The organism is Bradyrhizobium vignae (assembly GCF_900324035.1).
Lineage (GTDB): Bacteria > Pseudomonadota > Alphaproteobacteria > Rhizobiales > Xanthobacteraceae > Bradyrhizobium > Bradyrhizobium vignae.
Genome location: NZ_LS398110.1, coordinates 687,117 through 709,053 on the forward strand (window position 1 = coordinate 687,117; position 21,937 = coordinate 709,053).

The following is a 21,937-nucleotide window of genomic DNA, read 5'->3' on the forward strand; positions in this document are numbered from 1 at the left end:
ACCTCTCAACGTCAAAACGCACGCCCCCAAAACGCGAATGTCGTCCACCCGCCGCGATATCCCTGCCGATTCGCGGCGGCCCTGTCATCAGGCCCGGTGCTTTCGCACGTCGGCCGAGATGATCCGGTTTCGACGCGCTTTCGTCCAAAGTCCCTCAAAGTCCCTGCATGTGCAGCGAACCTTATTGCAATTAATTCGCAATAGCAATTAGCGCGGATTGCCGCAGGTGATGGTTCGCACCCTTGTGTGACGGGGCTGCAACAAATTCCCCAGCGCAAAAAGGATGACCCGCCCGGGGGGACAGCCGGGCGGGTCGGGGGCACGACACGGGGTGGATGAGGCGCCCGTGTCGGACGCGGGATCCACGTGTGAGATCGGCCTCAGGTACTCAAATCAGTAGCAGGTACGAACGCGGCCGACGTACTGGCCGAAGGCGTTGTACTGGGCGACCCAGCCGCAGCGGTGATAGCCGTAATAATAGGGGTCGTTGCTGGCAGCGATCGCGGAGCCGACGACGGCGGCGGTGGCGATGCCGGCGCCGACACCCCAAACCCAGCCGGGCTGCTTGGCTTCGGCCGAGGAGGTGGTGGACACGATGCTGCCGGTCACAGCGAGGGCAGCGAGAGCTGCGGCGGCAATCTTGGTCTTGATCGACATGTAAAACTCCATCCGGGGTTGAGGCGGTCCGTTGTGGCCCGCGTGCTCAGTTGGACGGAGGCTCTTCGCGTTCGGTTCGAAGAGCGGAGATTTGGCCGCCGAGAACAGATCTTTCCTGAATGAATCCAGGAGGATGTCCGCTAACCGAGAGGGCCCCTGGCGAGCCTGTTCACGTCGAAGTTATCGACCTCACGCAGCAGCTCGCAAAAGGCGCGCGCGCCCTGATCGAGCAGCTGCTCGCCCTTCTCAGGCAGGGCCAGCGTCGCATTGCCGACGGCGCCGCTGGGGTTGAGATCCTGCGCCTGCCAGGCGAATGGCGCCGGCCGCTGCGTCGACAGCCAGCGATACTGCTGCTCCATCGCGATGCTGCTCGCGGGAAAATCCGCGATCGCATTCATGCGCACTTGATCCGGATAGCGCGCCAGCATGATCGAGGTCTCGACCGCGCCGCCGTGAATGCCGTGGCGCACTTCATCGGCCGGGAACAATTTCTCCGCCGCAGAGAGCCGCGACCACGAGGTCGTCACCACGAACAGCTTGTGATGCGCGCGCAGATCCTGCGCGACCAGCATCATCGCCGCGCTGTTGCCGCCATGGCTGGTGATGAGGACGAGCTTCTTCACGCCGCGGCGTGCAACCTCCTCGCCGATCCCGGTCCATCTCTTCAGCGCAATTTCAGTCGGCAGCGTCTGCGTGCCCGGATAGTCGATATGCTCGGTGGAAATCCCGATTGGCTCGACGGGGAGGAAACTGGCTGGAACGCTTTCGGGCAACAGTTCGCGCACACGCGCCAGATAAGCGTCCGCGATCAGCACGTCAGTCGTAAGAGGCAGATGCGGGCCATGCTGCTCGGTCGCCGCCAGCGGCAGCACCGCGATCCAGCGCGACACCTCCGCTGGGCCTGCATGAGCCCAGTCGATGTCGATCCAGTCACGGGGCGGCGTCATCGAGGTTTCCTTGCCCGAATTTGTCACGTAATTTGGGGTATGAGGGGACGCGGGCCTGGCCGGCTCGCGTCCCCTGATGTCATGCGGTTTTATCGCGTTGCGTTCACATCGGCCAGCCACGATCGACGGAGTGCCATCATGACCCCCTTTCATCTGCGGCGAGCGTTAATTGCGGGCTTGTTGGCCGCTCTCGCCTCCTTTGCACCCGCGCTGGCCGAGACGCTCGACAAGGTCACCTTCGGCACGAATTGGGTCGCGGAGGCCGAGCATGGCGGCTTCTTCCAGGCGGTCGCCGACGGCACCTACAAGAAGTATGGGCTCGACGTCACCATCGTCCCCGGTGGTCCCAACGAGAACAACCGGATGCTGCTGATCGCGGGCAAGATCGACTTCTTCATGGCCGCGAACACGCTGATGTCGTTCGATGCGGTCGCCAGCAACGTTCCCGTCGTCACCATCGCCGCGATCTTCCAGAAGGATCCACAGGTGATGCTGACCCATCCGGACGCGAAGATCGGCAAGATCGAGGATCTCAAGCCGCTGACGCTGTTCGTCTCCAAGGAGGGCATGACCAGCTACTTCCAATGGCTGAAGTCCGAATACGGCTTCAGCGAGAAGAACGTCCGTCCCTATAATTTCAATCCGCAGCCCTTCATCGCCAATCCCAAGAGCGCGATGCAGGGTTACGTCACCTCCGAGCCGTTTGCCGTGGAAAAGGCCGCCGGCTTCAAGCCCAACGTGCTGCTGCTCGCCGATCACGGCTTCAACACCTATTCGACGCTGATCGAGACCCGCCGCGAGATCGTCGAGAAGAAGCCCGACCTGGTCCAGCGCTTCGTCGATGCCTCCATGATCGGCTGGTACAATTACATCTACCGCGACAATTCCGCCGGCAATGCCCTGATCAAGCAGCTCAACCCGGAAATGACCGACGATCTTTTGGCCTATTCCGTGGCCAAGATGAAGGAGCACGGCATCGTCGATTCCGGGGATTCCTTGAAGAACGGCATCGGCGCCATGAGCGACGAGCGCTATGCCTCCTTCTTCAACAAGATGGTCAAGGCCGGCGTCGTGAAGGCGGATCTCGACTTCCGCAAATCCTACACGCTGCGCTTCGTCAACAAGGGCGTCGGCGTCGAGCTCCGCCCGAACAAGCCGTAGCGCATGCCGAGATCAAACCGAGGCGTAGCCGCATCGTTCACCTCTCCCGAAGGGAGAGGTCGCATCGCATCGCTAGATGCGATGCGGGTGAGCGGTTACGCTCACGCGTGGGAACGGCGCCCCCTCACCCGCGCCTTCGGCGCGACCTCTCCCCGTTGGGGAGAGGTGCGAGACGCGGCGCGACCGAGCCCCAGAACAGCCTGCGATCGATGGTAGAGAGCAGAACCTCGCCCGCCGTCGAGGCCAGCCTGACCGCGCTCGCCGTCAGCCTGCGTGGCGTGACGAAGGTCTATGACAACGGCGTCGTGGCGCTTGGCCCGTTCGACCTCGCTGTCCGCAAGGGCGAGTTCATCTCGCTGCTGGGGCCGTCCGGCTGCGGCAAGTCGACGGTGTTGCGGCTGATCGCCGAGCTCAGCGCGCCGTCGTCAGGTACGGTGCGGCTGGCCCGGCACGAGGGCGAGGTGTTGCCGGGTCACGGCATTGGCTTCGTATTCCAGGAGCCCACCCTGATGCCCTGGACCAACGTGCGTGAGAACGTGCGGCTGCCCTTGAAGCTCGCAGGCGTGCCGAAGGCGGAGGGGCGCGCGCGTGCCGACGCGGCGCTGGCCAGCGTCGGCCTCGCCGATTTCGCCGGCGCGTTTCCGCGCGAACTATCCGGCGGCATGAAGATGCGGGTGTCGCTGGCGCGCGCACTCGTCACCGATCCCGATATTCTCTTGATGGACGAGCCGTTCGCGGCGCTCGACGAGATCACGCGCTTCCGTCTCAACAATGATCTGCTCGCGCTGTGGCGGTCCTTGCGAAAGACCGTCGTCTTCGTCACCCATTCGGTGTTCGAATCCGTCTATCTGTCGCAGCGCGTCGTCGTCATGACCGCGCGGCCGGGCCGCATCCAGGCCGACATCCGCATCGAGACGGTCGAGCCGCGCGGCGAGGAGTTTCGCACCTCGGCCGCCTATTCCGATTATTGCCGCAGGGTGTCGGCCGCGCTGGCGCCGTCCTATTCGGGACAGTCGACGCTATGAGCGCGCAAGCTCCCGTGCCCCCGAGATCGTCCGCCTTGCAAACCGCGATGCGCTTCGTGCTTCCCGTCATCGTGTTCGCAGCCGGCCTCCTCGCCTGGGAACTCGTGGTCCGCATCAAGGAGATCCCGCCTTACGTGCTGCCGGCGCCCTCCATCATCGTCCTGACGCTGATCAAGGACTGGGCGGTGCTGTCACAATCGCTCGCCACCACGCTTCTGACCACGCTCGAAGGTTTCGTCGCCGCCAGCATCGGCGGCATCGCGCTGGCGCTCGTGTTCAACCAGTCGAAATGGCTGGAATATTCGCTGTTCCCCTATGCCGTCGTGCTCCAGGTGACGCCGGTCATCGCGATCGCGCCGCTGCTGCTGATCTATCTGGAGCAGCAGACCGCGGTCGTCGTCTGCGCCTTCATCGTCGCCTTCTTCCCGGTGCTGTCGAACACCACGCTGGGCTTGAATTCGGTCGACCGCAACCTCGCCGGGCTGTTCCAGCTCTACGGCGCCTCGCCACAGCAAGCGCTGCGCTATCTCAAGCTGCCGGCGGCGCTGCCCTACATCCTCGGCGGTTTGCGCATCGCGGGCGGCCTGTCGCTGATCGGTGCGGTCGTGGCCGAGATCGCGGCCGGAACGGCCGGCGCCGGCTCCGGGCTCGCCTACAGGATCGCCGAGTCAGGCTACCGCTTGAACATACCCCGCATGTTCGCCGCGCTGCTTTTGTTGTCGCTGGCCGGGATTGTCATCTATGGGGTGCTGGCGCTAGTTTCGCACCTCGTTTTACGGCGCTGGCATGAGAGCGCGCTTGGAAAGGAAAACTGATGGCTGCCGGTTCGATTTCGTCCGAAAAGATCGATCTTTTGATTTATGGACCGGTGCGGCCGATCCTCGAGAATGGCTTTTCCGATCATTTCGTCGTGCACAAGGCGGAGACGCGCGGCGACCTCGAGCGGCTGACGCCGGCGGTCCGCGACAAGATCCGCGGCGTCGCCGTGACCTATCACACCGTGCGTGCCGACAGGGATTCGCTGTCGCAGCTGCCGAAGCTGGAGATGGTGGCGAGCTTTGGCGTCGGTTACGACCACATCGACGCCAAATACGCGGCCGAGAACAACATCGTCGTCACCAACACGCCCGACGTGCTGACCGAGGAGGTCGCCGACGTCGCGATGGGCCTTCTCATCGCCACCTTGCGCGAGTTCATCAAGGCTGATCGCTATGTGCGCTCCGGGCTGTGGCAGACGCAGAACTATCCGCTCAGCGTCGGCTCGCTGCGCGACCGCAAGGTCGGCATCGTCGGCATGGGCCGGATCGGGCAGGCCATCGCGCGCCGGCTCGACGCCTCGCTGGTGCCGGTGGTCTACCACTCGCGCAATCCGTCCAAGGACGTCTCCTACGAGCACTACCCCGATCTTATCGAGATGGCGCAGGCGGTCGACACCCTGATGGTGATCGTGCCGGGCGGCGCCTCCACCAACAAGATGATCGATGCCGAGGTGCTCAAGGCGCTCGGCCCGCGCGGCGTGCTGATCAACGTCGCGCGCGGCTCCGTGGTCGACGAGCCGGCGCTGATCCAGGCGCTGAAGTCGGGCACCATCCTCGCCGCCGGCCTCGACGTGTTCGCGGCCGAGCCGAACGTGCCGGACGAGCTCAAGACCATGCAGAACGTCGTGCTGCTGCCGCATATCGGCTCGGCCTCGGTGGTGACCCGCAACGCCATGGACCAGCTCGTCGTCGACAATCTCAAGTCCTGGTTCGCCGGCAAGGCGCCGTTGACGCCGGTTGCCGAAACGCCGTTCAAGGGGCGCTGATGAGAAGTCTTCGGGCCGTCGCATTCGCCGTCGCGACCAGCTTGGCCGCGATCGGCATCGCGCATGCGCAGGATGCGACGACCCTGAAGAAGCAGATGCCCGGGCAGTGGGAGCTCTCGACCACCGAGCGCAGCAAGACCTGCGTCGTCACGCTCAAAGGTGACGCCGCAGGCCAGGGATTCAAGCTGGAACTGGAGCCGGCCTGCAAGACGGCGCTGCCCTTCACCAAGGACATCGTCGCCTGGAGCGTGAAGGGCCTCGACATCGTTCGCTTGCAGGGTGCGACCGGTGAAGCCGTGATCGACTTCACCGAGGTCGAGGCCGGCATCTTCGAGGGCCTGCGCCAGGGTGAGGGCGTCTACATCCTGCAGGACCTCGCCGCCGCGCGTTCGATGGCCAAATCGATGGACCAGATGATCGGCGACTGGTCGATGGTGCGCGGCAACGGCCAGCCGGTCTGCGGGTTGACGCTGACCAACACCGAAGCGGGCCCGGACAATTTCCAGGTCTTCCTCAAGCCGAAATGCGATCCCGCCATCGCGCAGTTTAATCCGACGCAATGGCGGCTCGAGCGCGGCCAGATCATCCTGATGTCGAAAGCAGGCGAAGCCTGGCAGTTCGAGGCCGACGACAACGCGCAGTGGCGGCGCGTCCCCGACACCGCCGATCCCCTGATCATGCTGCGTCAATAGGCGCCTTTCGGTTCTTGCAATTTTTCCTGCGCCCATGTCGATCCGGCACCAGCTGGATCGTCATCCCAATAGCGAGCTGATCGCGCGGCCGAACCGGCCGTGTCTCGCCCTATCAGGAGTTTTGCATGCGCTTCATGTACATCGTCACCTCCAGCCAGCCGATGAAAGGTCCGACCCCCGCGCTGATGGAGGCCATGCAGAAGATTTCCGAGCGGGAAATCAAGGCGGGCCGGATGATCGACAATGGCGGCCTGATGCCACTTGCGACCGGCGCACGGGTGCGGATCGTCGACGGGGAACTGAGCGTCGTCGACGGTCCCTTCATCGAGGCCAAAGAAGTGGTCGGCGGCTATGCCATCTTCGAGCTGCGCGACAAGGCGGAAGCGCTGGCCATGGCCAAGGAGTTCATGCAGCTGCACCTCGACCACATGCCGGGCTGGGATGGCACCTGCGAGTTGCGGGCCTTCGCCACGCCGGGCGTCGACGGCGCCTGCGAGGTGAATGCGAAGGCGGCTGCGCACGCCTGATGGACGGCACCGCGCGCAACGGTCGGCGGCGATGACGGTCGCCGACACCGATCAAGCCATCCGTGCCACGATTCACGCAACCTGGCGCATCGTGCAGCCGCGGCTCATCGCGACGCTGTCGCGGATGCTGCGCGACGTGCCGCTTGCGGAAGAGTTGACCCAGGACGCGCTCGTTGCGGCGCTCGAGGCCTGGCCGAGCCTCGGCATTCCCGACAATCCCGGCGCATGGCTCATGACCACCGCGAAGCGCCGCGCGCTCGATGTCTTGCGCCGCGGCAGGATGCTGTTGGACAAGCACGACATGCTGGCGCGCGACCTGTTGCAGGAGCAGGAGATCGTGCCCGATTTTGGTGCCGCGCTCGACGATGATATCGGCGATGAATTGCTTCGGCTGGTCTTCACCGCCTGTCATCCCATCCTGTCGCGCGAAGCTCGCGCGGCGCTGGCACTGCGCATGATCTGCGGCCTCACCACCTCGGAGATCGCACGCGCCTATCTCGTGCCGGAAGCCACCATCTCCCAGCGCATCGTACGCGCCAAGCGGACGCTGTCGAATTCCGGCCTCGCCTATGAGACGCCGAGTGGTGAGGCTCTGTCGGAGCGCCTGGCCTCGGTGCTGGAGGTCGTCTACCTCATCTTCAACGAGGGCTATCTCGCGGCGCGCGGCGAGGAATGGCTGCGGCCGCAGCTCTGCGACGAAGCGCTGCGCATGGGCCGCGTGCTTGCAGGCCTGGCGCCGAACGAGCCTGAGGTTCACGGCCTCGTTGCGCTGATGGATTTGAATGCCGCGCGGACACGCGCGCGCACCGACGCGAATGGGGATCCCATTCTGCTGATGGACCAGGATCGCGCGCTCTGGGATTGGGTGCAGATCCGCCGCGGCCTCCGCTCGCTCGAATGTGCCGCCGAGCTCGGTGGCTCCGGAGGATTTTACGCGCTTCAGGCTGCAATTGCGGCGTGTCACGTCAGAGCGGCGACTGCCGTCGAGACCGATTGGCATCGCATCGCGCAGCTCTACGCCGAATTGGCGCAGCTGGTGCGCTCGCCGGTCATCGAGCTCAATCGCGCGGTCGCGGTCGGCATGGCCTGGGGACCGCAAGCCGGGCTCGACGTGCTGGACGCCGTCGCCGGCGCGCCAGCGCTGGCGACCTATCATCATCTGCCGGCGGTTCGTGGCGATTTTCTGCAAAAGCTCGGGCGGCTCGCGGAGGCGCGACAGGCGTTTGAAGCCGCCGCGCATCTTGCGACGAACGGGCGCGAACGCGCGCTGATGCAGCGTCGCGCCGCGGCACTCGACACTCAGAATATCTAGGTCGTCACCTTCGGCGGCGGTGCGGTGCCTTGCGCCCATTTCTCCATCTTGCCGAGCACGCCCCAGACGGTGAGCGCGAGCGAGATCGGCATCGCGAACTGGCCAAGGCCGGGCACGGCCGACACGATCGTTCCGAGCAGACCGGCAAGACCGCCCGCATCGGGGCTCGCCGTCACCGAGGAGAGCAGCGCGGTGAGCAGCGAGCCGCCGATCCCGAGCGCGGTCTTCTTGCCGTCGAGCAGCTTGCCGATGGTCTCGCCGAGTGCGCCGTTGACCTGGCCGAGCATGGGCTTGCCGCCGCCGTTGTTGAGCAGGGTGCCGAGCAGGTCGACGACCTGCTTCAGCTGATCGACCGGGGCGGGACTGGTCGGGCTCACTGGTCCTGGCACGGGCGCCGTCTTGTTGATGAGGGCGAAAAGCCGCTCGAACAGGCTGACCGGGTCGTTGGTGGCAGGCAAAGTGTTGCCCGGCACAGTCGCTGGCAGCGTCACACCGCCGGCCGACGGTCGCAGCACTTGCGCGAGGTCCTCCAGCCGCTTCAGGATTTGCGACAGATCGCCGTTCTGCGCGGCGGGGCCCGGCTGCTGCATCGCGCGCGTGATCGCGGCGACGGTGGCGGCATCGAGCAGCCCGGTATCCCTCAGGCCGTGCTGCTGCTGAAACTGCGAGACGGCGGTCCTGGTCTTCGGTCCGCTGATGCCGTCCTCGGCGAGCGGCGGATTGGCGCCGAGCTTGTTGAGCGCCTGCTGCATGAGGATGACCGTCGAGGCCACATCGTCCTCCGGCTCGGTGCGGCCGGCGAATTGCGGGACGCTGTCGAGCGTGATCGAGGAATCCTGTGACATCATCGCATGCAGGATCACCGCGGTGCCGAGCTGGGAATCGACGTGACTGGAATCGAACACGTGGTCGCGGACGAATTTTCCGGCCCTTGCCTCTGGCGGGCCGTACAGCGTCGAGCCGCCGTAGAGATAGGGCGAATTGACGCCCTTGGCGTGATAGCCGAAGCCGTTGAACGCCTCGAGCCGGAACAGCATCCGCGCGATGCTCCAGTCCTGCGCGCCGATGAAGTTCTCGATCCTGAACGCGTCCACGGCACCGTCCACGAAGGTGGCGAATGGACCGCGCCCTTTCGGAACGATGGTGGTCACACGATGCAGCGACTCGCCGTTGCCGAGATACGTGTCGAAATCGAAGTTGGACTCGCGGTAGTGACAGAGCGCGGTGAAGTACCAGGGAACGCCCGTCAATCGCTCGATCTGCTGATAGGTCGCCTTGCCGTTGAGGGCCTTGCGGGCGACGGCATTCGCTTCGGTGAGGCGTCCCGCTCGGATTTCGAGACCGGCCCAATTCCGCTCATATTCGCTTTTCAAGCTCTCGAATGAGATCATTTTCCGCTCCCGCAAATTGACTGAATTATCGAGTCTCCGTGCAAGCCACAGTGAACCGGCTGGCGTGATCGACGCGTGACTGCAGCGTGATCTCTGGAAAATCTGGCAGTCCGCCGGTCCGGCGCATGTGAAATGGCTTACAGCGTTGACATGAAATCATTGGTAGAATCCTGCAACGCACCGCTCAAGGAACCGGCGCGGCCGTCGATCCATTAACAAGGCGAGACGGTCCGGCAAGGAGTCCTGCATGCCCAAGCGCGTCCTGGCGATCGGAATCGAACCCGGCAATGCCGACTACAGCGCATTTCCGCAGCTGACGCCGGAGCTCGTGCGCGACTACATCGAGGCGCAGCTCCTGCGCCTGCGCGATCTCGGCTTCGAGGTCACGAGCTGCCTGATCGATCTCGATGCGACGGCCGAAGCCGGAGTCACGGCGGCCTTGCGCGACGAGCGCTTCGATTGCATCGTGATCGGCGCCGGCCTGCGCGAGCCGAGGGAGCGCCTGCTGCTGTTCGAGAGGGTGCTGAACCTCGTCCATCGCCTGGCGCCTGACGCCGCGATCTGCTTCAACACCACGCCTGCCGACACCGCGGAGGCGGTGCAGCGGTGGGTCGAGCCGTGAAAGCCGGCAATTGTCAGCGGTATTGGTGCCGAGCGGTCATCGGATGCACGTCGGCATTGGATCAGTTGACTGCGCGCGCATGGACGATCTCGCGCGCCCCGACCGGGCGCACGTCAGACGCGTCGAGAGTCACAACGGCAACCGTGTCCCCCGACAGGGTCGTGAATTCGACTTCGAAGGCTTCGCCTTCTTGATGCACCAGGACGACGGTGCCCACGTCACCGGCGGTTAGCCGTTCCGAAGGCACATCCCGCTTCAATACGACAAGGTCCAATTCATTAATCATCAGTACTAATCCTCCTCGGTACCAAGGTCACGTGGCATGTCTGTTTCTCAAACGTGTCCCAAGGATGCTATTCGTGGCCGGTGTATTCCGTGACGGACGTTGGATCTCGCGCCTAGATCAGCCGCATCCCGCGCAGGCTGGCATGCCCGCTCCTGCCGACGATGATGTGATCGTGCACGGCGATCCCCAGCGGCTTGGCGATGTCGATGATCGCTTTCGTCATCTGGATGTCGGCCTGTGACGGCGAGGGATCGCCGGAGGGGTGGTTGTGCACCAGGATCAGCGCGGTCGCCGACAGCTCGAGCGCGCGCTTGATCACCTCGCGCGGATAGACCGGGGTGTGGTCGACGGTGCCGGTCTGCTGCACCTCGTCGGCGATCAGCTGGTTGCGCTTGTCGAGGAAGAGCAGGCGAAACTGCTCCTTGTCGGCAAACGCCATGCTGGTCCGGCAATAGTCGATCACCTCGTTCCAGGACGACAGCGCGTTGCGGCCGTTGACCCCGCCCTTGGCGACGCGATGCGCCGCCGCAGCGATCAGCTTGAGCTGGTTGATCGCGGACTCGCCGACGCCGTCGACCTCGCGTAAGCGCGCCACCGGCGCATGCACGACCTCGGCGAACGAGCCGAACGTCTTGATCAGCGTCTTCGCCAGCGGCTTGGTGTCGCGCCGCGGCAGCGCCGGAAACAGCGCCATCTCCAGCAGCTCGTAGTCGCTGAGTGCATCCGCGCCTGCGCTATAGAAGCGCTCGCGCAGCCGCTCGCGATGGCCGAGATAGTGCGGCGCGTCCTCAGGCTTGCTCTTGTCGTGGTCGGATCTGGCTGGCATGGGCCGCCAGCATTGCCTTGTCGAGAAAAATTTTCAATCGAGAATTGTAGTCCTCTCGTGACTGCCGCATGGGCTTGGGCGTGGCGCAGAACGCGCGCGGTCCAGGGATGGATGGTTACGGGGACACCGATCGCCGAGCGGTTGATGCGTCCGAGGTCGCTATCTGCGTCGTGGAAGCTCATCAGGTGTTGAATCAGCGACACCGCCTCAATTGATGTGTTGCTCGCGCCTACGTTCTCAGGGGCTCAGGATTGCCCTGGGTGGGACCGTTGCGCGTGCGATGACTGGCGGCACCACATTGGTGCATTGAGACTGCCTCGGGGATTGAGGTCGGCACCTTGGCTGGCGCAAGCGAGCTCCAGATCAAGCGCATTCTGGTCGACGGAATTTCTCAAACGACAATTGCAAGTCCCCTCATCGCTTCCGCATGGGGCCGGTTACCGCCATGACGCCGATGACGATAAACGTCATGCCGGCCAGCATCGACCACGTGAAGCTCTCGCCAAGGAGCGTGGTCCCAAGCGCCACGGCGAAGCCGGCGCGCAGGTAGCTACCGCTCGTCGTTCCGAGCGGACCAAGCGTATGGATCAGGCGGAAATAGATCACCATGGCGAGCGCGGTGCAGACGCTCGCCAGGCCGAGCACTGCCATGATCGCCTGCATCGTCGGCGCCAGTGTCCAGGGCCGATCGAGCACGGCGGCGATGGGCAGCATCAGGGCCGCGGCGCAGCTCATCGCGCCGGCGGCCGTGACGATCGCGGGAAGGTTCGCGAACCGCTGCCCCCAGATCGGTGCCAGCGCGTAGCAGAAGCTCGCCGCCAGGACGGCGGCCTGCGCCAGCGGCGCGGTGGTGCCGAACCCCGAGCGCGCGTCAACTCGCATGGTGAGGGCGACGCCGGCCAGGCCCAGCGCAACGCCGATGATCTTGCGGCCGCTGATCGCCTCTCGCCCGCGTCCGGTCGACAGCGCGATCGCTAGCACGAACATCGGCGGGGTCGCATTGAGCACGCCGGCGAGACCGCTCGTGATATGCGTTTCGCCCCAGCTGATCAGGGTGAAGGGCAGCGCGCTTTGCAGCAGCCCTTGCACGACGAAAGCCGCCCACACCGGCCCTTGGCGCGGCAGGGCATGCCCCTGCGCGAGGGCGACCAGGATCAGGAGAACGGCCGCGATCGTCACCCGCGCCGCGACCATCGTGAAGGGCGGGATCGTCGGAAGCGCGACCTTGATGAGCGTGAATGAGCTGCCCCAGATCAGGGAGAGAAGCAGCAGGAGTCCGATCTCGAACGCGAGACGGGTTTGTCTTGGTGTCGTCTGTTGTGCCTGTGTGCTCATGCGATCTGCTCCGGAAATCCATCGAGACCATGAACAGGAGCGGCGCTGCAGGCTGGCTGGATTCGGACCTCATCGCCCGGTCGAGTCCGATTTCAGCTACTCGGAAGGGCGGCTTGAAACTATGATTTGGCCATGACGACAGGCTCGGCGCATCGGCAGACGCTGCCGCCGCATCTCGACTGGGAAACCTGCGATCGGGCGCGCCTCGCGCGTGCGCGCGCTTTCGACGGCCTGTTCTTCTCCGGCGTTCGCTCGACGGGCATCTATTGCCGGCCGGTCTGTCCGGTGCGTCCGGCCCGCTCTGAGAACGTCACCTTCTATGCGACCGCGGCGGCCGCCGAGCGAGCCGGCTTTCGCCCGTGCCTGCGCTGCCGGCCGGAAACCGCGCCGGGCTCGCCGGCCTGGATGGGGACGGCGACCACCGTCGCGCGCGGGATGCGCCTGATCAATGACGGCTTTCTCGATCGCGCGACCATGACCGAGCTTGCGGAAACCCTGGGCGTGGGGCCGCGTCACCTGCTCCGCCTGTTCATGCGTCATGCCGGCGCAAGCCCGAGTGAGATCGCCGCGACGCGCCGCGTACAGGAAGCCAAGCGGCTTATCGACCAGACCGAGATGACATTGGCAGAGATTGCGTTTGCGGCCGGCTTCGGCAGCGTTCGCAGGTTCAACGACGCTTTTGCCGCGACTTACAAGAGGACGCCTTCGTCATTCCGCCGCCGGCGCTAGGACAACGCGATCAGGCGCCGATCTGCTTCTCGCCGTGCCGTTCCGACAGTGTGAAGATCTCCACGCCCGTCGCGGTGACGCCGACGGAGTGCTCGAACTGCGCCGACAGTGAGCGGTCGCGGGTGACCGCGGTCCAGCCGTCGGAGAGGATTTTGACGTGCGGCTTGCCGAGATTGATCATCGGCTCGATGGTGAAGAACATGCCGGGCTTGAGCTGCACGCCCTCGCCGGGCCGGCCGATATGTATGATGTTGGGCTCGTCGTGGAACATGCGCCCGAGGCCATGGCCGCAGAAATCGCGCACCACGCTCATGCCCTGCGGCTCGACGAAGCTCTGAATGGCGTGGCCGATGTCGCCGGTGGTGGCGCCGGGCTTCACCGCGGCGATGCCGCGCATCATCGCCTCATAAGTGACTTCGATCAGCCGCTCGGCCTTGCGGGCGATCGGGCCCACCGCATACATCCGGCTGGAATCGCCATACCAGCCGTCGACGATGAAGGTGACGTCGATGTTGACGATGTCGCCCTCCTTCAGCGGACGGTCGCCCGGCATGCCGTGGCAGACCACGTGGTTGAGCGAGGTGCAGGTCGAATATCGATAGCCGCGATACATCAGCGTCGCCGGATAGGCGCCATGGCTGAAGGCGAAATCGCGGACGAATTCGTCGATCTTCGAGGTCGGCACGCCGGGTGCGACGATGTCGGTGAGCTCGTCGAGGCATTTCGCCACCAGCGCCCCCGCCTTGCGCATGCCGGCAAAGGCGTTCGGCCCATGCAGCTTGATCTGTCCGGTCTTGCGCAGGGAGGTATCGGTGGCTTCGACGTAGCTCATGCGTGTCAAATCTTCTCGGGGCTGATCTCGATATCGGCGAAAAGGCTTGATTTCACGCCCTAATTTAATGATTGGCAGCCTTCATGCAAGCCGAGGCAGAGCGTTTTCGAGCGAAGTGGCTACCGGTTCGCGTGAAGAAAACGCGTCAAAAACAAGAGGCTTGCCAGCCTTGGATGGGAAAGTGCCCTAATTCGGGACTTCTACGGTGGTTTCCACCGGCAGGGCGCCGCCGCGGATGCGGATTTCGCGGACGGGGTAGGGAACCCGGATGCCCTCGCGCTTGAACGCGTCCCACAGCGCCAGCATCACGTCGCTCTTAACCCTGTCCATGCCGTCGGGATCGGCGATCCAGAAGGTCAGCGAGAACTTCATGCCGGCCTCTGCGAACTCGGTCAAAATGCAGGTCGGCGGCTTGCCCTTCTGGGCGCGCGGATGGGCAGCAGCGGTCTCGGCAGCGAGCGTGCAGACCAGGCGGGGATCGGCGTCGTAATTGGTGCCGAAGGCGATCTTCACCAGTGTGTTCTTGTCGGTATAGGTCCAGTTGACGACCTTCTGCGTCACCAGGTCCTCGTTCGGCACCAGGAATTCGCGCCCGTCGCCGGCGGCGACGGAAATATAGCGCGTCTTCATCGCGCTGATCCGCCCGGTATTGTCGCCGATGGTGACGAGATCGCCGGGCTTCACCGATTTGTCGGCGAGCAGGATGATGCCCGAGATGAAATTGGCCACGATCTTCTGCAGGCCGATACCGATGCCGACGCCGACCGCGCCGGAGAACACCGCGAGCGCCGACAGGTCGATGCCGACTGCGCCGAGCGCAATGACGATTGCGACGGCAAGCAGCCCGATGCGGATGATCTTCACAAGCAGCACCTGCACCGACGGCGTCAGGTCGGTGGTGGCGTTGATCCGGCTCTCGGCGAAATTGCTCGCGATGTTGGTCAGCCAGAGCGCGATCAGCAGCAGCGCGCCGGCCTTGAGCGCCAAGAGCGGGGTCAACCTGAGACCGCCGAGCACGATCGCGAACGAATCCAGCAGGTCGACCGTCGCATCGAGCTGGCCGACGATGGAGAGCGCGGCGACGAACCACGCCGTGATCGACACCAGCTTGACGATGAAGGCGTTGCGGAGCACCGAGGTCACGAGCCGGATCACGAGCCAGGCGAAGCCGAGCTTGGCTGCGACCATCAGGAGATAGCTGCGGCTCGGCCAGGTCGCGTGGTACATCACCACGCGCGAGATGATCACGAGCAGCGTGAACACCGCCGTCGAGGCGCTGGAGACCATCACCCGGACGAAGTGCCGGAGCGGCAGCGGCCAGCGCATCGCCAGTGACGTCATGTCGACGCGGCTGCGAATGGCGGCCTCCGCGGCATAGGCGATGCCGGCCGCGGCCAGGATGAGACCGAATTGCAGGTAGAACCAGGGCGAGGAGATTTCCGCCCCGACGCTGCGCGCGGTCGTCTGCACGAACTCCATGAAGTCTTTGAGGTCCATGTCCATCGGTCTCGTCGGCAAAGCGGGGAGGAATTGATTCGAGGGAGCCGCAGAATCCCACAAAGGGCGCGGCCCGGCCATCGATACACCGCCAAGTAAAGCGCGTTAAGGCCGTAAAATGCCGGCAGATTGCCGCGAGGAGCGGAAATGGGTTGGCGCGCGAGTCTGCCGACGATAAGGATGAAATTCCAGCGATTTGTACCCGGAAGGTGGATGGCCTCCCTCGACTCCGTCAGTCTCGCCATATTGCTCGGCGCCGTCCTCGTCATGGCCGGTATCCTGTCGAGCCTGCTTGCGCTGCGCTTCGGCGCGCCGCTGCTGCTCGTCTTCCTTGCCATCGGCATGGTCGCCGGCGAGTCCGGCCCCGGGCATCTGCAGTTCGACGACGTCCGCACCACCTATCTGGTCGGCTCCGTCGCGCTCGCCTTGATCCTGTTCGACGGCGGCTTGCGCACGCGCTTTGCCAGCATCCGCACGGTGCTCGCGCCCTCCGTGGTGCTCGCGACCGTCGGCGTGCTGCTGACCGCCGTCGTCACGGCGCCGTTCGCGAAATACGCGCTCGACCTCAACTGGGCGGAGTCGCTGCTGGTCGGTGCCGTGGTGGCCTCGACCGACGCGGCCGCCGTGTTCCTGCTGGTGCATACCCAGGGCCTGCGCCTGCGCCCGCGCGTCGGCGCGACGCTGGAGGCGGAATCCGGCACCAACGATCCGTTCGCGATCTTCCTCACGCTGATGCTGGTGGAATACATCTCGGTCGGCTCGAGCTCGCCCGGGCATGTGCTGGTGGAGTTCCTCCTGGAGGCGGCGCTGGGCGCCATCGTCGGCGTGATCGGCGGCCGCCTCGTCGTGATCGCCCTCAACCAGGTGGCGCTGCCGCAGGGCCTGCACGCTCCGTTCGTGACCACGGGCGCGCTCGTGATCTTCGGCGGCTCGCAGATCATGCACGCCTCCGGCTTCCTCGCGGTCTATCTCGCCGGCATCATCATCGGCAACCGGCCGACCCGCGCGCATAATTCGGTGGTGACGTTCCTCGATGCCGCGACCTGGCTGGCGCAGATCGTGATGTTCGTGCTGCTCGGCCTTCTGGTCTCGCCGAGCCGGCTCGGCGCGAGCATATTGCCGGCGGTCGCCGTCGCGCTCGTCCTGATGCTGATCGCGCGGCCCCTCGCGGTGTTTGCGTGCCTTATGCCATTCCGCTTCAACTGGCGCGAAAAGATCTTCATCGCCTGGACCGGCTTGCGCGGCGCGGTCGCGATCTTCCTGGCCTCGATCCCGATGCTGGTCGGGCTGTCCAAGGCCTATCTCTATTTCGACGTCGCCTTCGTCGTCGTCATCATCTCGCTCTTGCTGCAAGGCTGGACCCTGGCGCCCGCGGCGCGCAAGCTGCATGTGGCACTGCCGCGCGCCGAGCGCGGCCCGCGCCGCGTCGAACTGGATCTGCCCGGCCAGCTCGAACAGCAACTGGTCGGCTATCCGGTGCGGCCCAAGAGCCTGTATTTCCGCCGCGGCCTGATCCCGTCCTGGTCCAAGCCGACACTCGTCATCCGCAACGAGAACATCCTGACGCCGACCGAAGCCGACCCGATCGCGCCCGGGGACTACATCTACCTGCTGGCCCCGCCGGAAAAGGCCGAGTCGCTCGACCGCTTTTTCGTCGACATGCAGCCGAGCTCGGCGCCCGATCCGCATCTGCTCGGCGACTTCATGGTCTCCGGCGAGCACACCCTCGCCGAGCTTGCGGAGATCTACGGCGTGAAGGTGAGCGAGGACGAGGGCAAGCTCACGCTCGCCGATTATTTCGACGTCCATCTCGACCGAGCGCCGAAGGAGGGTGCCGAGCTCGCGCTGGACGAGATCGTGCTTGTCGCGCGCTCGATCTCCGGGGGCCGCGTCAACGTCGTCGGCCTCCGTCTGCCCGAAGAAGACGAGACGCCCGCGCCGCTGACGCGCGCGCAGGCCTTGCGCAAGAGACTTGCGGAGCTGTGGACCTCGGTCGCGGGGGTCTGACGCTGCCGTAGGGAGGCAAAGGCGCCCTTGCGCCGTGCCCATCAAATGGGCACGGCGCGAGCTCAAAGGTGGCGTGGCAATTTGCGGGAACGGAACACCAGGCAGCCGCAGCCAAATCGCCGCAACCGCCGAAAGTTTCCGCTGTTCCGCCAAGTTGATAGCCGGAACGCTGCGCCGTTCCGCCCGTTCTCAGCCCGAGCAACGTCTTTGACAGGAGCAGTTCCATGCGAAGTTTCATCCTGCCTGCCATCGTCGCGATCGGCCTCGGATCGGCCGCGCCGGCGATGGCCTATGACACCGGCGATCAGATTTCCATGCAAGTCGCGCTCGACGTTGCCAGTGATCTTGGTGTCGCCACGGTCTCGCACACGAACTTCCTCGGCGATGAATGGCAGATCGAAGGCCGCGATCGCGCCGGGCGCTGGATGGAAGTCGATGTCGATGCGAGGACGGGCGAGGTGCGCAACGTCGATCGCGGCTGGTAGCTATTCGTAGCCCGGATGGCGCTTCGCGCAAGCCGGGCTGCAAGTGCCTCACGTCAGCACCTTCACGCCTCCGAGACTCGTCACGCGGCCCTGCTTCAGCGTCACGATCTGCATCGCGAGCTGGCGCAGTTCGGCGGCGTCGTGGCTGACATAGACCATGGGTACGTTGGCTTCATCCCGCAGCCGCACCAGATAGGGCAGGATCTCGAGCTTGCGCCCCTCGTCGAGCGCGCCGAGCGGCTCGTCGAGCAGCAGCAGCCTCGGCTTCGACAACAGCGCGCGTCCGAGCGCGACGCGCTGGCGCTCGCCGCCGGAGAGTCGTCCGGGGCGGCGGCCGAGCAGGGCACCGATGTCGAGCAGGTCGATGATGCGCCTGTGCTGGACAGGATCGGACGGCAGGCGGTTCATCCGCCGTCCGTAATCGAGGTTCTGCGCGACGTCGAGATGCGGGAACAGCCGCGCGTCCTGGAACACATAGCCGATGCGACGGCGCCAGGCCGGGACATGGATGCCTGCCGCGGTATCGTCGACGGTCTCGCCGTCGATCACGATGGTGCCGCGGTCGGGCCGCAACAGCCCGGCGATCATGTTCACCAGCGACGTCTTGCCGGCGCCCGAGGCGCCGAACAGGCCGATGACGCGGCCTTCGCTGCTGAAGGATGCATGCAGCGAGAATTCGCCAAGCTGCTTTTCGATGTCGACCCGCAGCATGGTCAGTTTCCGTGCAGCCGCGCGGTGGCGCGGCGGGCGAACCATTCGGCGGCAATCAATGCGCCCAGCGCCAGCGCGATCGAGACGATCACCAGCCGTCCCGCAGCGGCATCACCGTCCGGCGTCTGGATCAGCGAATAGATCGCGGAGGAAATCGTCTGGGTCTCGCCGGGAATGTTGGAGACGAAGGTGATCGTCGCGCCGAACTCGCCGATCGCCTTGGCAAAGCCCAGCACCATGCCGGCGAGCACGCCGGGCAGCGCCAGCGGCAGCGTCACCGTGAAGAACACCTTCCACGGCGCCGCGCCAAGCGTCTCGGCGGCCTGCTCGAGCCGGCGGTCGATCGCCTCGATCGACAGCCGCATCGGGCGCACCAGCAGCGGAAACGACATCACGCCGCAGGCGAGCGCCGCGCCAGTCCAGCGGAATGCGAAGACGATGCCGAGATGGTCGGCGAGAAAGCCGCCGACGAGGCCGCGGCGGCCGAAGGTGAGAAGCAGGAGATAGCCGGTGACGACAGGCGGCAGCACCAGCGGCAGATGCACGACGGCGTCGAGCATCGACTTGCCCCAGAAGTCACGTCGCGCGAGCAGCCATGCCAGCGCAATACCGAATGGCGTCGCGACCAGCGTTGCGACGATGGCGACCCTGAGCGAAAGCAGGATCGCCGTCCATTCGGCGGGGGAAATCTCAGACATCAAGCCGCAAATATCACGTCGTCGGGGTGACCAGGAACTTGAAGCCGTACTTTTCCAGAATGGTCTTGGCCGCCGTCGAGCGCAGGAAGGCGAGATAGTCATTGGTCTGCGGCTTGGCGGTGGTGGTCGCAGCGACCGGATAGATGATCGCGGGATGTGAATCCGCCGGGAAGGTGCCGACGATCTTCACGCCGGGCTCGATCTTGGCGTCGGTGGAATAGACGATGCCGAGTACGGCCTCGCCGCGGGCGACCAGCGTCAGCGCCGCGCGCACGCTCTCGGCCATCGCGAATTTCGGCTCCGCGGCCTGCCAGGCGCCGAGCTTTTCCAGCGCCGCCTTGGCATATTTGCCGACCGGCACAGCTTTGACGTCGCCGGTCGCGATCTTGCCGTCGCCGGCGAGCTTGGCGAGATCGAAGCCTTGCGCGATCGTCACGTCGTCGATCCTGGAATCCTTCGGCGCGATCAGCACGATGCTGTTGCCGAGCAGGTTGACTCTGGAAGGCTCGTTGATGGTCTTCCTGGAGATCGCGTAGTCCATCCAGTCGGTGTCGGCCGAGACGAACACGTCGGCCGGCGCGCCCTGCTCGATCTGCTTGGCGAGCACCGAGCTTGCGGCATAGCTGACGATGAACTTGACGCCGGTCCTGGCGGTGTAGGCGGCGTCGATCTCGTCCAGCGCGTTCTTCATCGAGGCGGCGGCGAACACGGTGATGGTCTTGTCCTCGGCCGCGGCCGGCGAGAGGGCCGCGCCGGCGAGGATGACGAAGGCAGTGAAAAGTCCTGATAGACGAAACATGGGATGCGCTCCGTGCGAGCTCGCGCGCAAGGCAGCACGCGCAAATCTGGCGTCGAATGGGTCAGATGCGACGGGCGGAAGCGCTGTTCCACGGTCCCTTGCGACGGCTTACGGCCGGCGGGGATATCGCAGTAGCGAAGATAGCAGGCCGCGCCGCTAGGTCAAACCTGGTTCGTCATCCCAGGACAAGTGCGCCTAAATCACCGCTGTCGTCCCGGACAAGCGTAGCGCTGGACAATGCGTAGCGTTGTCCAGAGCGGAGCGCCGATCCGAGATCCATAGTCACAGGCAGGTGTGGTTACGGGGACTCGGTGTGGCTTGCCGCGCCACATCGCCCGCTGTGATTACGGGGCTCGGATCGGCGCGCGCTTGTCCGGGACGACGGCATTGCGCTAGCGTCGTTTACGGCTGCGCATCCGCCGCGTGCAGCACCGCCTTGCAGGCGGCCGGCATTTGCGCCAGCGTCATCGGCGGCTTCGGCTTTGGCGGCTCCGGCGGCGGCTTGGGATGCAGCACCGCATCGGAGAACCAATAGGCGAGATCGGCGGGCTTGCAGCCTTCGTCCTCGGCCTGTGACGGCTGGCCCTCGCATTCGCCGGCGCCCGCCGGGCAGCGCATGCGGATGTGGAAGTGGTAGTCGTGGCCCCACCAGGGGCGGATCTTCGACAGCCACGCGCGATCGCCCTTGGCCTCGCGGCACAACGCCTTCTTGATTGCGGCGTTGACGAAGATGCGCTGCACGGCGGGCTCCTGCGCCGCATCGCGCAGCACCAGCACGTGACCTGGCGTGAACACCCTGGGGTCGACATCGAGCCGGTCCGGGCGCACCATCATCACCGCCGACATGTCCTCGCGCTCCTCGCGCGAGAGCCGGCGGTCCGGCATCGGCGTCAGCCAGATGTCGGCGTCGAGACCGATCTGGTGGCTGGAATGGCCTGACAGCGCCGGCCCGCCGCGCGGCTGGGCGATGTCGCCGACCAGGATGCCGGGCCAGCCCGCGTCCTTGTGGGCTTTCGCGGCGAGCCGCTTGATCAGCGTGATCATGTCGGGGTGACCGTAGCTGCGGTTGCGCGACAGCCGCATCACCTGCCAATACTCGCCGTTGATCGGAATCTGCTCCGCGCCGCCGATGCAGCCCTTGGTGTAGGAGCCGATGACATGGGCCGGCCCTTTCGAGGGCAACAGCTTTCGCGCGAACAGCTCCTTGGCGGCGAGATCGGGATCGTTCGGGTTGGCGAGCGGCGGCAGCGGCTTCGGGTTGATGCTGCCCTTGTCCTGGGCCGGCGCGTCGCCGGCGCTCAGGCAGGCGAGCGAGAGCAGGAGGAGGGTGATGCAGCGGCGACTCATGCTGGCGTCCTTATAGCCCAATGCTGCATCAGGGTTAAGAATGAGGCCGTGAGCCGGCTATCGGCTCATCGCAGCTCGCCCAAATCGCGTCTCGAGCTCGCGGTTTCTTAACGGTGCAATAACCCTATCCTGCATTGACCAAAATTCGTGCGCGGCGTGAGGAAAATCTGCAGCTCGCATGCAATCACGCGCGATTTCGGAACTGATTCAAGCGCCCGCGCAATTTTGTGCCAGATTGATCATCGAT

General features: G+C 65.1%; 23 protein-coding genes and 1 pseudogene. 11 read left to right on the plus strand and 13 right to left on the minus strand.

The features are described from left to right. Nucleotides 1-393: 393 nt before the first annotated feature. Both BRAD3257_RS03275 and BRAD3257_RS03280 read right to left on the minus strand, forming a co-directional pair. Nucleotides 394-657 (minus strand): hypothetical protein, encoded by a 264-nt coding sequence (locus BRAD3257_RS03275; protein WP_162500090.1) that lies wholly within the window; start codon nucleotides 655-657, stop codon nucleotides 394-396. A 140-nt stretch (nucleotides 658-797) separates the two neighbouring features. Next, nucleotides 798-1,604, minus strand: coding sequence for a creatininase family protein (locus tag BRAD3257_RS03280; protein ID WP_122406351.1), 807 nt, complete (start codon nucleotides 1,602-1,604; stop codon nucleotides 798-800). A 138-nt stretch (nucleotides 1,605-1,742) separates the two neighbouring features. On the opposite strand from BRAD3257_RS03280, the gene BRAD3257_RS03285 reads away from it, so the two are divergent. From BRAD3257_RS03285 to BRAD3257_RS03315, 7 genes are all read left to right on the plus strand, one after another. Continuing rightward, nucleotides 1,743-2,765 (plus strand): ABC transporter substrate-binding protein, encoded by a 1,023-nt coding sequence (locus BRAD3257_RS03285; RefSeq protein ID WP_122400639.1) that lies wholly within the window; start codon nucleotides 1,743-1,745, stop codon nucleotides 2,763-2,765. Nucleotides 2,766-2,974: 209 nt separating this feature from the next. After that, nucleotides 2,975-3,790, plus strand: coding sequence for an ABC transporter ATP-binding protein (locus BRAD3257_RS03290; RefSeq protein WP_122400640.1), 816 nt, complete (start codon nucleotides 2,975-2,977; stop codon nucleotides 3,788-3,790). Beyond that, nucleotides 3,787-4,605: an ABC transporter permease gene (locus BRAD3257_RS03295; RefSeq protein WP_122400641.1), complete on the plus strand. Its 819-nt coding sequence runs from the start codon at nucleotides 3,787-3,789 to the stop codon at nucleotides 4,603-4,605. The genes BRAD3257_RS03290 and BRAD3257_RS03295 overlap by 4 nt, the downstream gene beginning before the upstream one ends. Beyond that, a complete protein-coding gene (locus tag BRAD3257_RS03300) occupies nucleotides 4,605-5,594 on the plus strand; it encodes a 2-hydroxyacid dehydrogenase (protein ID WP_122400642.1) in 990 nt (329 codons plus the stop codon). The genes BRAD3257_RS03295 and BRAD3257_RS03300 overlap by 1 nt, the downstream gene beginning before the upstream one ends. Then, nucleotides 5,594-6,286: an AprI/Inh family metalloprotease inhibitor gene (locus BRAD3257_RS03305; RefSeq protein WP_122400643.1), complete on the plus strand. Its 693-nt coding sequence runs from the start codon at nucleotides 5,594-5,596 to the stop codon at nucleotides 6,284-6,286. Before BRAD3257_RS03300 ends, BRAD3257_RS03305 begins: the two co-directional genes overlap by 1 nt. A gap of 125 nt (nucleotides 6,287-6,411) precedes the next feature. Further along, nucleotides 6,412-6,813, plus strand: coding sequence for a YciI family protein (locus tag BRAD3257_RS03310; protein WP_122400644.1), 402 nt, complete (start codon nucleotides 6,412-6,414; stop codon nucleotides 6,811-6,813). A gap of 31 nt (nucleotides 6,814-6,844) precedes the next feature. Beyond that, the gene (locus tag BRAD3257_RS03315; protein ID WP_162500537.1) at nucleotides 6,845-8,125 is read left to right on the plus strand and encodes an RNA polymerase sigma factor; all 1,281 of its coding nucleotides are present in this window, start codon (nucleotides 6,845-6,847) and stop codon (nucleotides 8,123-8,125) included. Here the strand turns inward: BRAD3257_RS03315 and BRAD3257_RS03320 are convergent. Then, nucleotides 8,122-9,516 carry a peptidoglycan-binding protein gene (locus tag BRAD3257_RS03320; protein WP_122400646.1) on the minus strand — a complete coding sequence of 465 codons (1,395 nt, stop codon included), beginning with the start codon at nucleotides 9,514-9,516 and terminating at the stop codon, nucleotides 8,122-8,124. The two genes, BRAD3257_RS03315 and BRAD3257_RS03320, sit on opposite strands and share 4 nt — an antisense overlap. A 247-nt stretch (nucleotides 9,517-9,763) precedes the next feature. On the opposite strand from BRAD3257_RS03320, the gene BRAD3257_RS03325 reads away from it, so the two are divergent. Then, nucleotides 9,764-10,138, plus strand: a complete 375-nt coding sequence (locus BRAD3257_RS03325; RefSeq protein ID WP_122400647.1) for a hypothetical protein — start codon at nucleotides 9,764-9,766, stop codon at nucleotides 10,136-10,138. Nucleotides 10,139-10,199: 61 nt separating this feature from the next. On the opposite strand, the gene BRAD3257_RS03330 is transcribed toward BRAD3257_RS03325, so the two are convergent. From BRAD3257_RS03330 to BRAD3257_RS03345, 4 genes and pseudogenes are all read right to left on the minus strand, one after another. Further along, nucleotides 10,200-10,424: a DUF4926 domain-containing protein gene (locus BRAD3257_RS03330; protein ID WP_122400648.1), complete on the minus strand. Its 225-nt coding sequence runs from the start codon at nucleotides 10,422-10,424 to the stop codon at nucleotides 10,200-10,202. A 112-nt stretch (nucleotides 10,425-10,536) separates the two neighbouring features. Further along, nucleotides 10,537-11,250, minus strand: a complete 714-nt coding sequence (gene radC, locus BRAD3257_RS03335; RefSeq protein ID WP_122400649.1) for a RadC family protein — start codon at nucleotides 11,248-11,250, stop codon at nucleotides 10,537-10,539. Nucleotides 11,251-11,309: 59 nt separating this feature from the next. Continuing rightward, nucleotides 11,310-11,453, minus strand: a pseudogene (locus tag BRAD3257_RS42460) (hypothetical protein); the annotation flags it as partial. A gap of 211 nt (nucleotides 11,454-11,664) precedes the next feature. After that, entirely contained in the window at nucleotides 11,665-12,585 is a 921-nt protein-coding gene (locus BRAD3257_RS03345) for a DMT family transporter (protein ID WP_122400651.1), read from the minus strand. A 132-nt stretch (nucleotides 12,586-12,717) separates the two neighbouring features. Between BRAD3257_RS03345 and BRAD3257_RS03350 the strand changes: the two genes are divergently transcribed. Next, on the plus strand, nucleotides 12,718-13,314 hold the full coding sequence (locus tag BRAD3257_RS03350) for a bifunctional transcriptional activator/DNA repair enzyme AdaA (protein ID WP_122400652.1): 597 nt from the start codon (nucleotides 12,718-12,720) through the stop codon (nucleotides 13,312-13,314). 10 nt (nucleotides 13,315-13,324) lie between these two features. On the opposite strand, the gene map is transcribed toward BRAD3257_RS03350, so the two are convergent. Together map and BRAD3257_RS03360 are read right to left on the minus strand one after the other, a co-directional pair. Continuing rightward, nucleotides 13,325-14,146, minus strand: coding sequence for a type I methionyl aminopeptidase (gene map / locus BRAD3257_RS03355; protein WP_122400653.1), 822 nt, complete (start codon nucleotides 14,144-14,146; stop codon nucleotides 13,325-13,327). Between the two features lie 186 nt (nucleotides 14,147-14,332). Further along, nucleotides 14,333-15,649, minus strand: a complete 1,317-nt coding sequence (locus BRAD3257_RS03360) for a mechanosensitive ion channel family protein (protein ID WP_122400654.1) — start codon at nucleotides 15,647-15,649, stop codon at nucleotides 14,333-14,335. 207 nt (nucleotides 15,650-15,856) lie between these two features. On the opposite strand from BRAD3257_RS03360, the gene BRAD3257_RS03365 reads away from it, so the two are divergent. Beyond that, complete coding sequence (locus BRAD3257_RS03365) at nucleotides 15,857-17,650, plus strand: potassium/proton antiporter (protein ID WP_122400655.1); 1,794 nt, start codon at nucleotides 15,857-15,859, stop codon at nucleotides 17,648-17,650. Nucleotides 17,651-17,874: 224 nt separating this feature from the next. Next, complete coding sequence (locus BRAD3257_RS03370; RefSeq protein WP_122400656.1) at nucleotides 17,875-18,135, plus strand: PepSY domain-containing protein; 261 nt, start codon at nucleotides 17,875-17,877, stop codon at nucleotides 18,133-18,135. Nucleotides 18,136-18,183: 48 nt separating this feature from the next. Here the strand turns inward: BRAD3257_RS03370 and modC are convergent, their stop codons facing one another. From modC to mepA, 4 genes are all read right to left on the minus strand, one after another. Next, nucleotides 18,184-18,846: a molybdenum ABC transporter ATP-binding protein gene (gene modC, locus BRAD3257_RS03375; protein ID WP_122400657.1), complete on the minus strand. Its 663-nt coding sequence runs from the start codon at nucleotides 18,844-18,846 to the stop codon at nucleotides 18,184-18,186. Between the two features lie 2 nt (nucleotides 18,847-18,848). Then, nucleotides 18,849-19,544: a molybdate ABC transporter permease subunit gene (modB, locus tag BRAD3257_RS03380; RefSeq protein ID WP_122400658.1), complete on the minus strand. Its 696-nt coding sequence runs from the start codon at nucleotides 19,542-19,544 to the stop codon at nucleotides 18,849-18,851. A gap of 13 nt (nucleotides 19,545-19,557) precedes the next feature. Further along, complete coding sequence (gene modA, locus BRAD3257_RS03385) at nucleotides 19,558-20,343, minus strand: molybdate ABC transporter substrate-binding protein (RefSeq protein ID WP_122400659.1); 786 nt, start codon at nucleotides 20,341-20,343, stop codon at nucleotides 19,558-19,560. A gap of 402 nt (nucleotides 20,344-20,745) precedes the next feature. Then, on the minus strand, nucleotides 20,746-21,690 hold the full coding sequence (mepA, locus tag BRAD3257_RS03390) for a penicillin-insensitive murein endopeptidase (RefSeq protein WP_122400660.1): 945 nt from the start codon (nucleotides 21,688-21,690) through the stop codon (nucleotides 20,746-20,748). Nucleotides 21,691-21,937 lie beyond the last annotated feature (247 nt).

Excerpts from the sequence above, each read along its gene's own strand:
- BRAD3257_RS03275 (WP_162500090.1), bottom strand. The coding sequence starts at position 657 with ATGTCGATCAAGACCAAGATTGCCGCCGCAGCTCTCGCTGCCCTCGCT.
- BRAD3257_RS03280 (WP_122406351.1), bottom strand. The coding sequence starts at position 1,604 with ATGACGCCGCCCCGTGACTGGATCGACATCGACTGGGCTCATGCAGGC.
- BRAD3257_RS03285 (WP_122400639.1), top strand. The coding sequence starts at position 1,743 with ATGACCCCCTTTCATCTGCGGCGAGCGTTAATTGCGGGCTTGTTGGCC.
- BRAD3257_RS03290 (WP_122400640.1), top strand. The coding sequence starts at position 2,975 with ATGGTAGAGAGCAGAACCTCGCCCGCCGTCGAGGCCAGCCTGACCGCG.
- BRAD3257_RS03295 (WP_122400641.1), top strand. The coding sequence starts at position 3,787 with ATGAGCGCGCAAGCTCCCGTGCCCCCGAGATCGTCCGCCTTGCAAACC.
- BRAD3257_RS03300 (WP_122400642.1), top strand. The coding sequence starts at position 4,605 with ATGGCTGCCGGTTCGATTTCGTCCGAAAAGATCGATCTTTTGATTTAT.
- BRAD3257_RS03305 (WP_122400643.1), top strand. The coding sequence starts at position 5,594 with ATGAGAAGTCTTCGGGCCGTCGCATTCGCCGTCGCGACCAGCTTGGCC.
- BRAD3257_RS03310 (WP_122400644.1), top strand. The coding sequence starts at position 6,412 with ATGCGCTTCATGTACATCGTCACCTCCAGCCAGCCGATGAAAGGTCCG.
- BRAD3257_RS03315 (WP_162500537.1), top strand. The coding sequence starts at position 6,845 with ATGACGGTCGCCGACACCGATCAAGCCATCCGTGCCACGATTCACGCA.
- BRAD3257_RS03320 (WP_122400646.1), bottom strand. The coding sequence starts at position 9,516 with ATGATCTCATTCGAGAGCTTGAAAAGCGAATATGAGCGGAATTGGGCC.
- BRAD3257_RS03325 (WP_122400647.1), top strand. The coding sequence starts at position 9,764 with ATGCCCAAGCGCGTCCTGGCGATCGGAATCGAACCCGGCAATGCCGAC.
- BRAD3257_RS03330 (WP_122400648.1), bottom strand. The coding sequence starts at position 10,424 with ATGATTAATGAATTGGACCTTGTCGTATTGAAGCGGGATGTGCCTTCG.
- radC (WP_122400649.1), bottom strand. The coding sequence starts at position 11,250 with ATGCCAGCCAGATCCGACCACGACAAGAGCAAGCCTGAGGACGCGCCG.
- BRAD3257_RS03345 (WP_122400651.1), bottom strand. The coding sequence starts at position 12,585 with ATGAGCACACAGGCACAACAGACGACACCAAGACAAACCCGTCTCGCG.
- BRAD3257_RS03350 (WP_122400652.1), top strand. The coding sequence starts at position 12,718 with ATGACGACAGGCTCGGCGCATCGGCAGACGCTGCCGCCGCATCTCGAC.
- map (WP_122400653.1), bottom strand. The coding sequence starts at position 14,146 with ATGAGCTACGTCGAAGCCACCGATACCTCCCTGCGCAAGACCGGACAG.
- BRAD3257_RS03360 (WP_122400654.1), bottom strand. The coding sequence starts at position 15,649 with ATGGACATGGACCTCAAAGACTTCATGGAGTTCGTGCAGACGACCGCG.
- BRAD3257_RS03365 (WP_122400655.1), top strand. The coding sequence starts at position 15,857 with ATGGCCTCCCTCGACTCCGTCAGTCTCGCCATATTGCTCGGCGCCGTC.
- BRAD3257_RS03370 (WP_122400656.1), top strand. The coding sequence starts at position 17,875 with ATGCGAAGTTTCATCCTGCCTGCCATCGTCGCGATCGGCCTCGGATCG.
- modC (WP_122400657.1), bottom strand. The coding sequence starts at position 18,846 with ATGCTGCGGGTCGACATCGAAAAGCAGCTTGGCGAATTCTCGCTGCAT.
- modB (WP_122400658.1), bottom strand. The coding sequence starts at position 19,544 with ATGTCTGAGATTTCCCCCGCCGAATGGACGGCGATCCTGCTTTCGCTC.
- modA (WP_122400659.1), bottom strand. The coding sequence starts at position 20,343 with ATGTTTCGTCTATCAGGACTTTTCACTGCCTTCGTCATCCTCGCCGGC.
- mepA (WP_122400660.1), bottom strand. The coding sequence starts at position 21,690 with ATGAGTCGCCGCTGCATCACCCTCCTCCTGCTCTCGCTCGCCTGCCTG.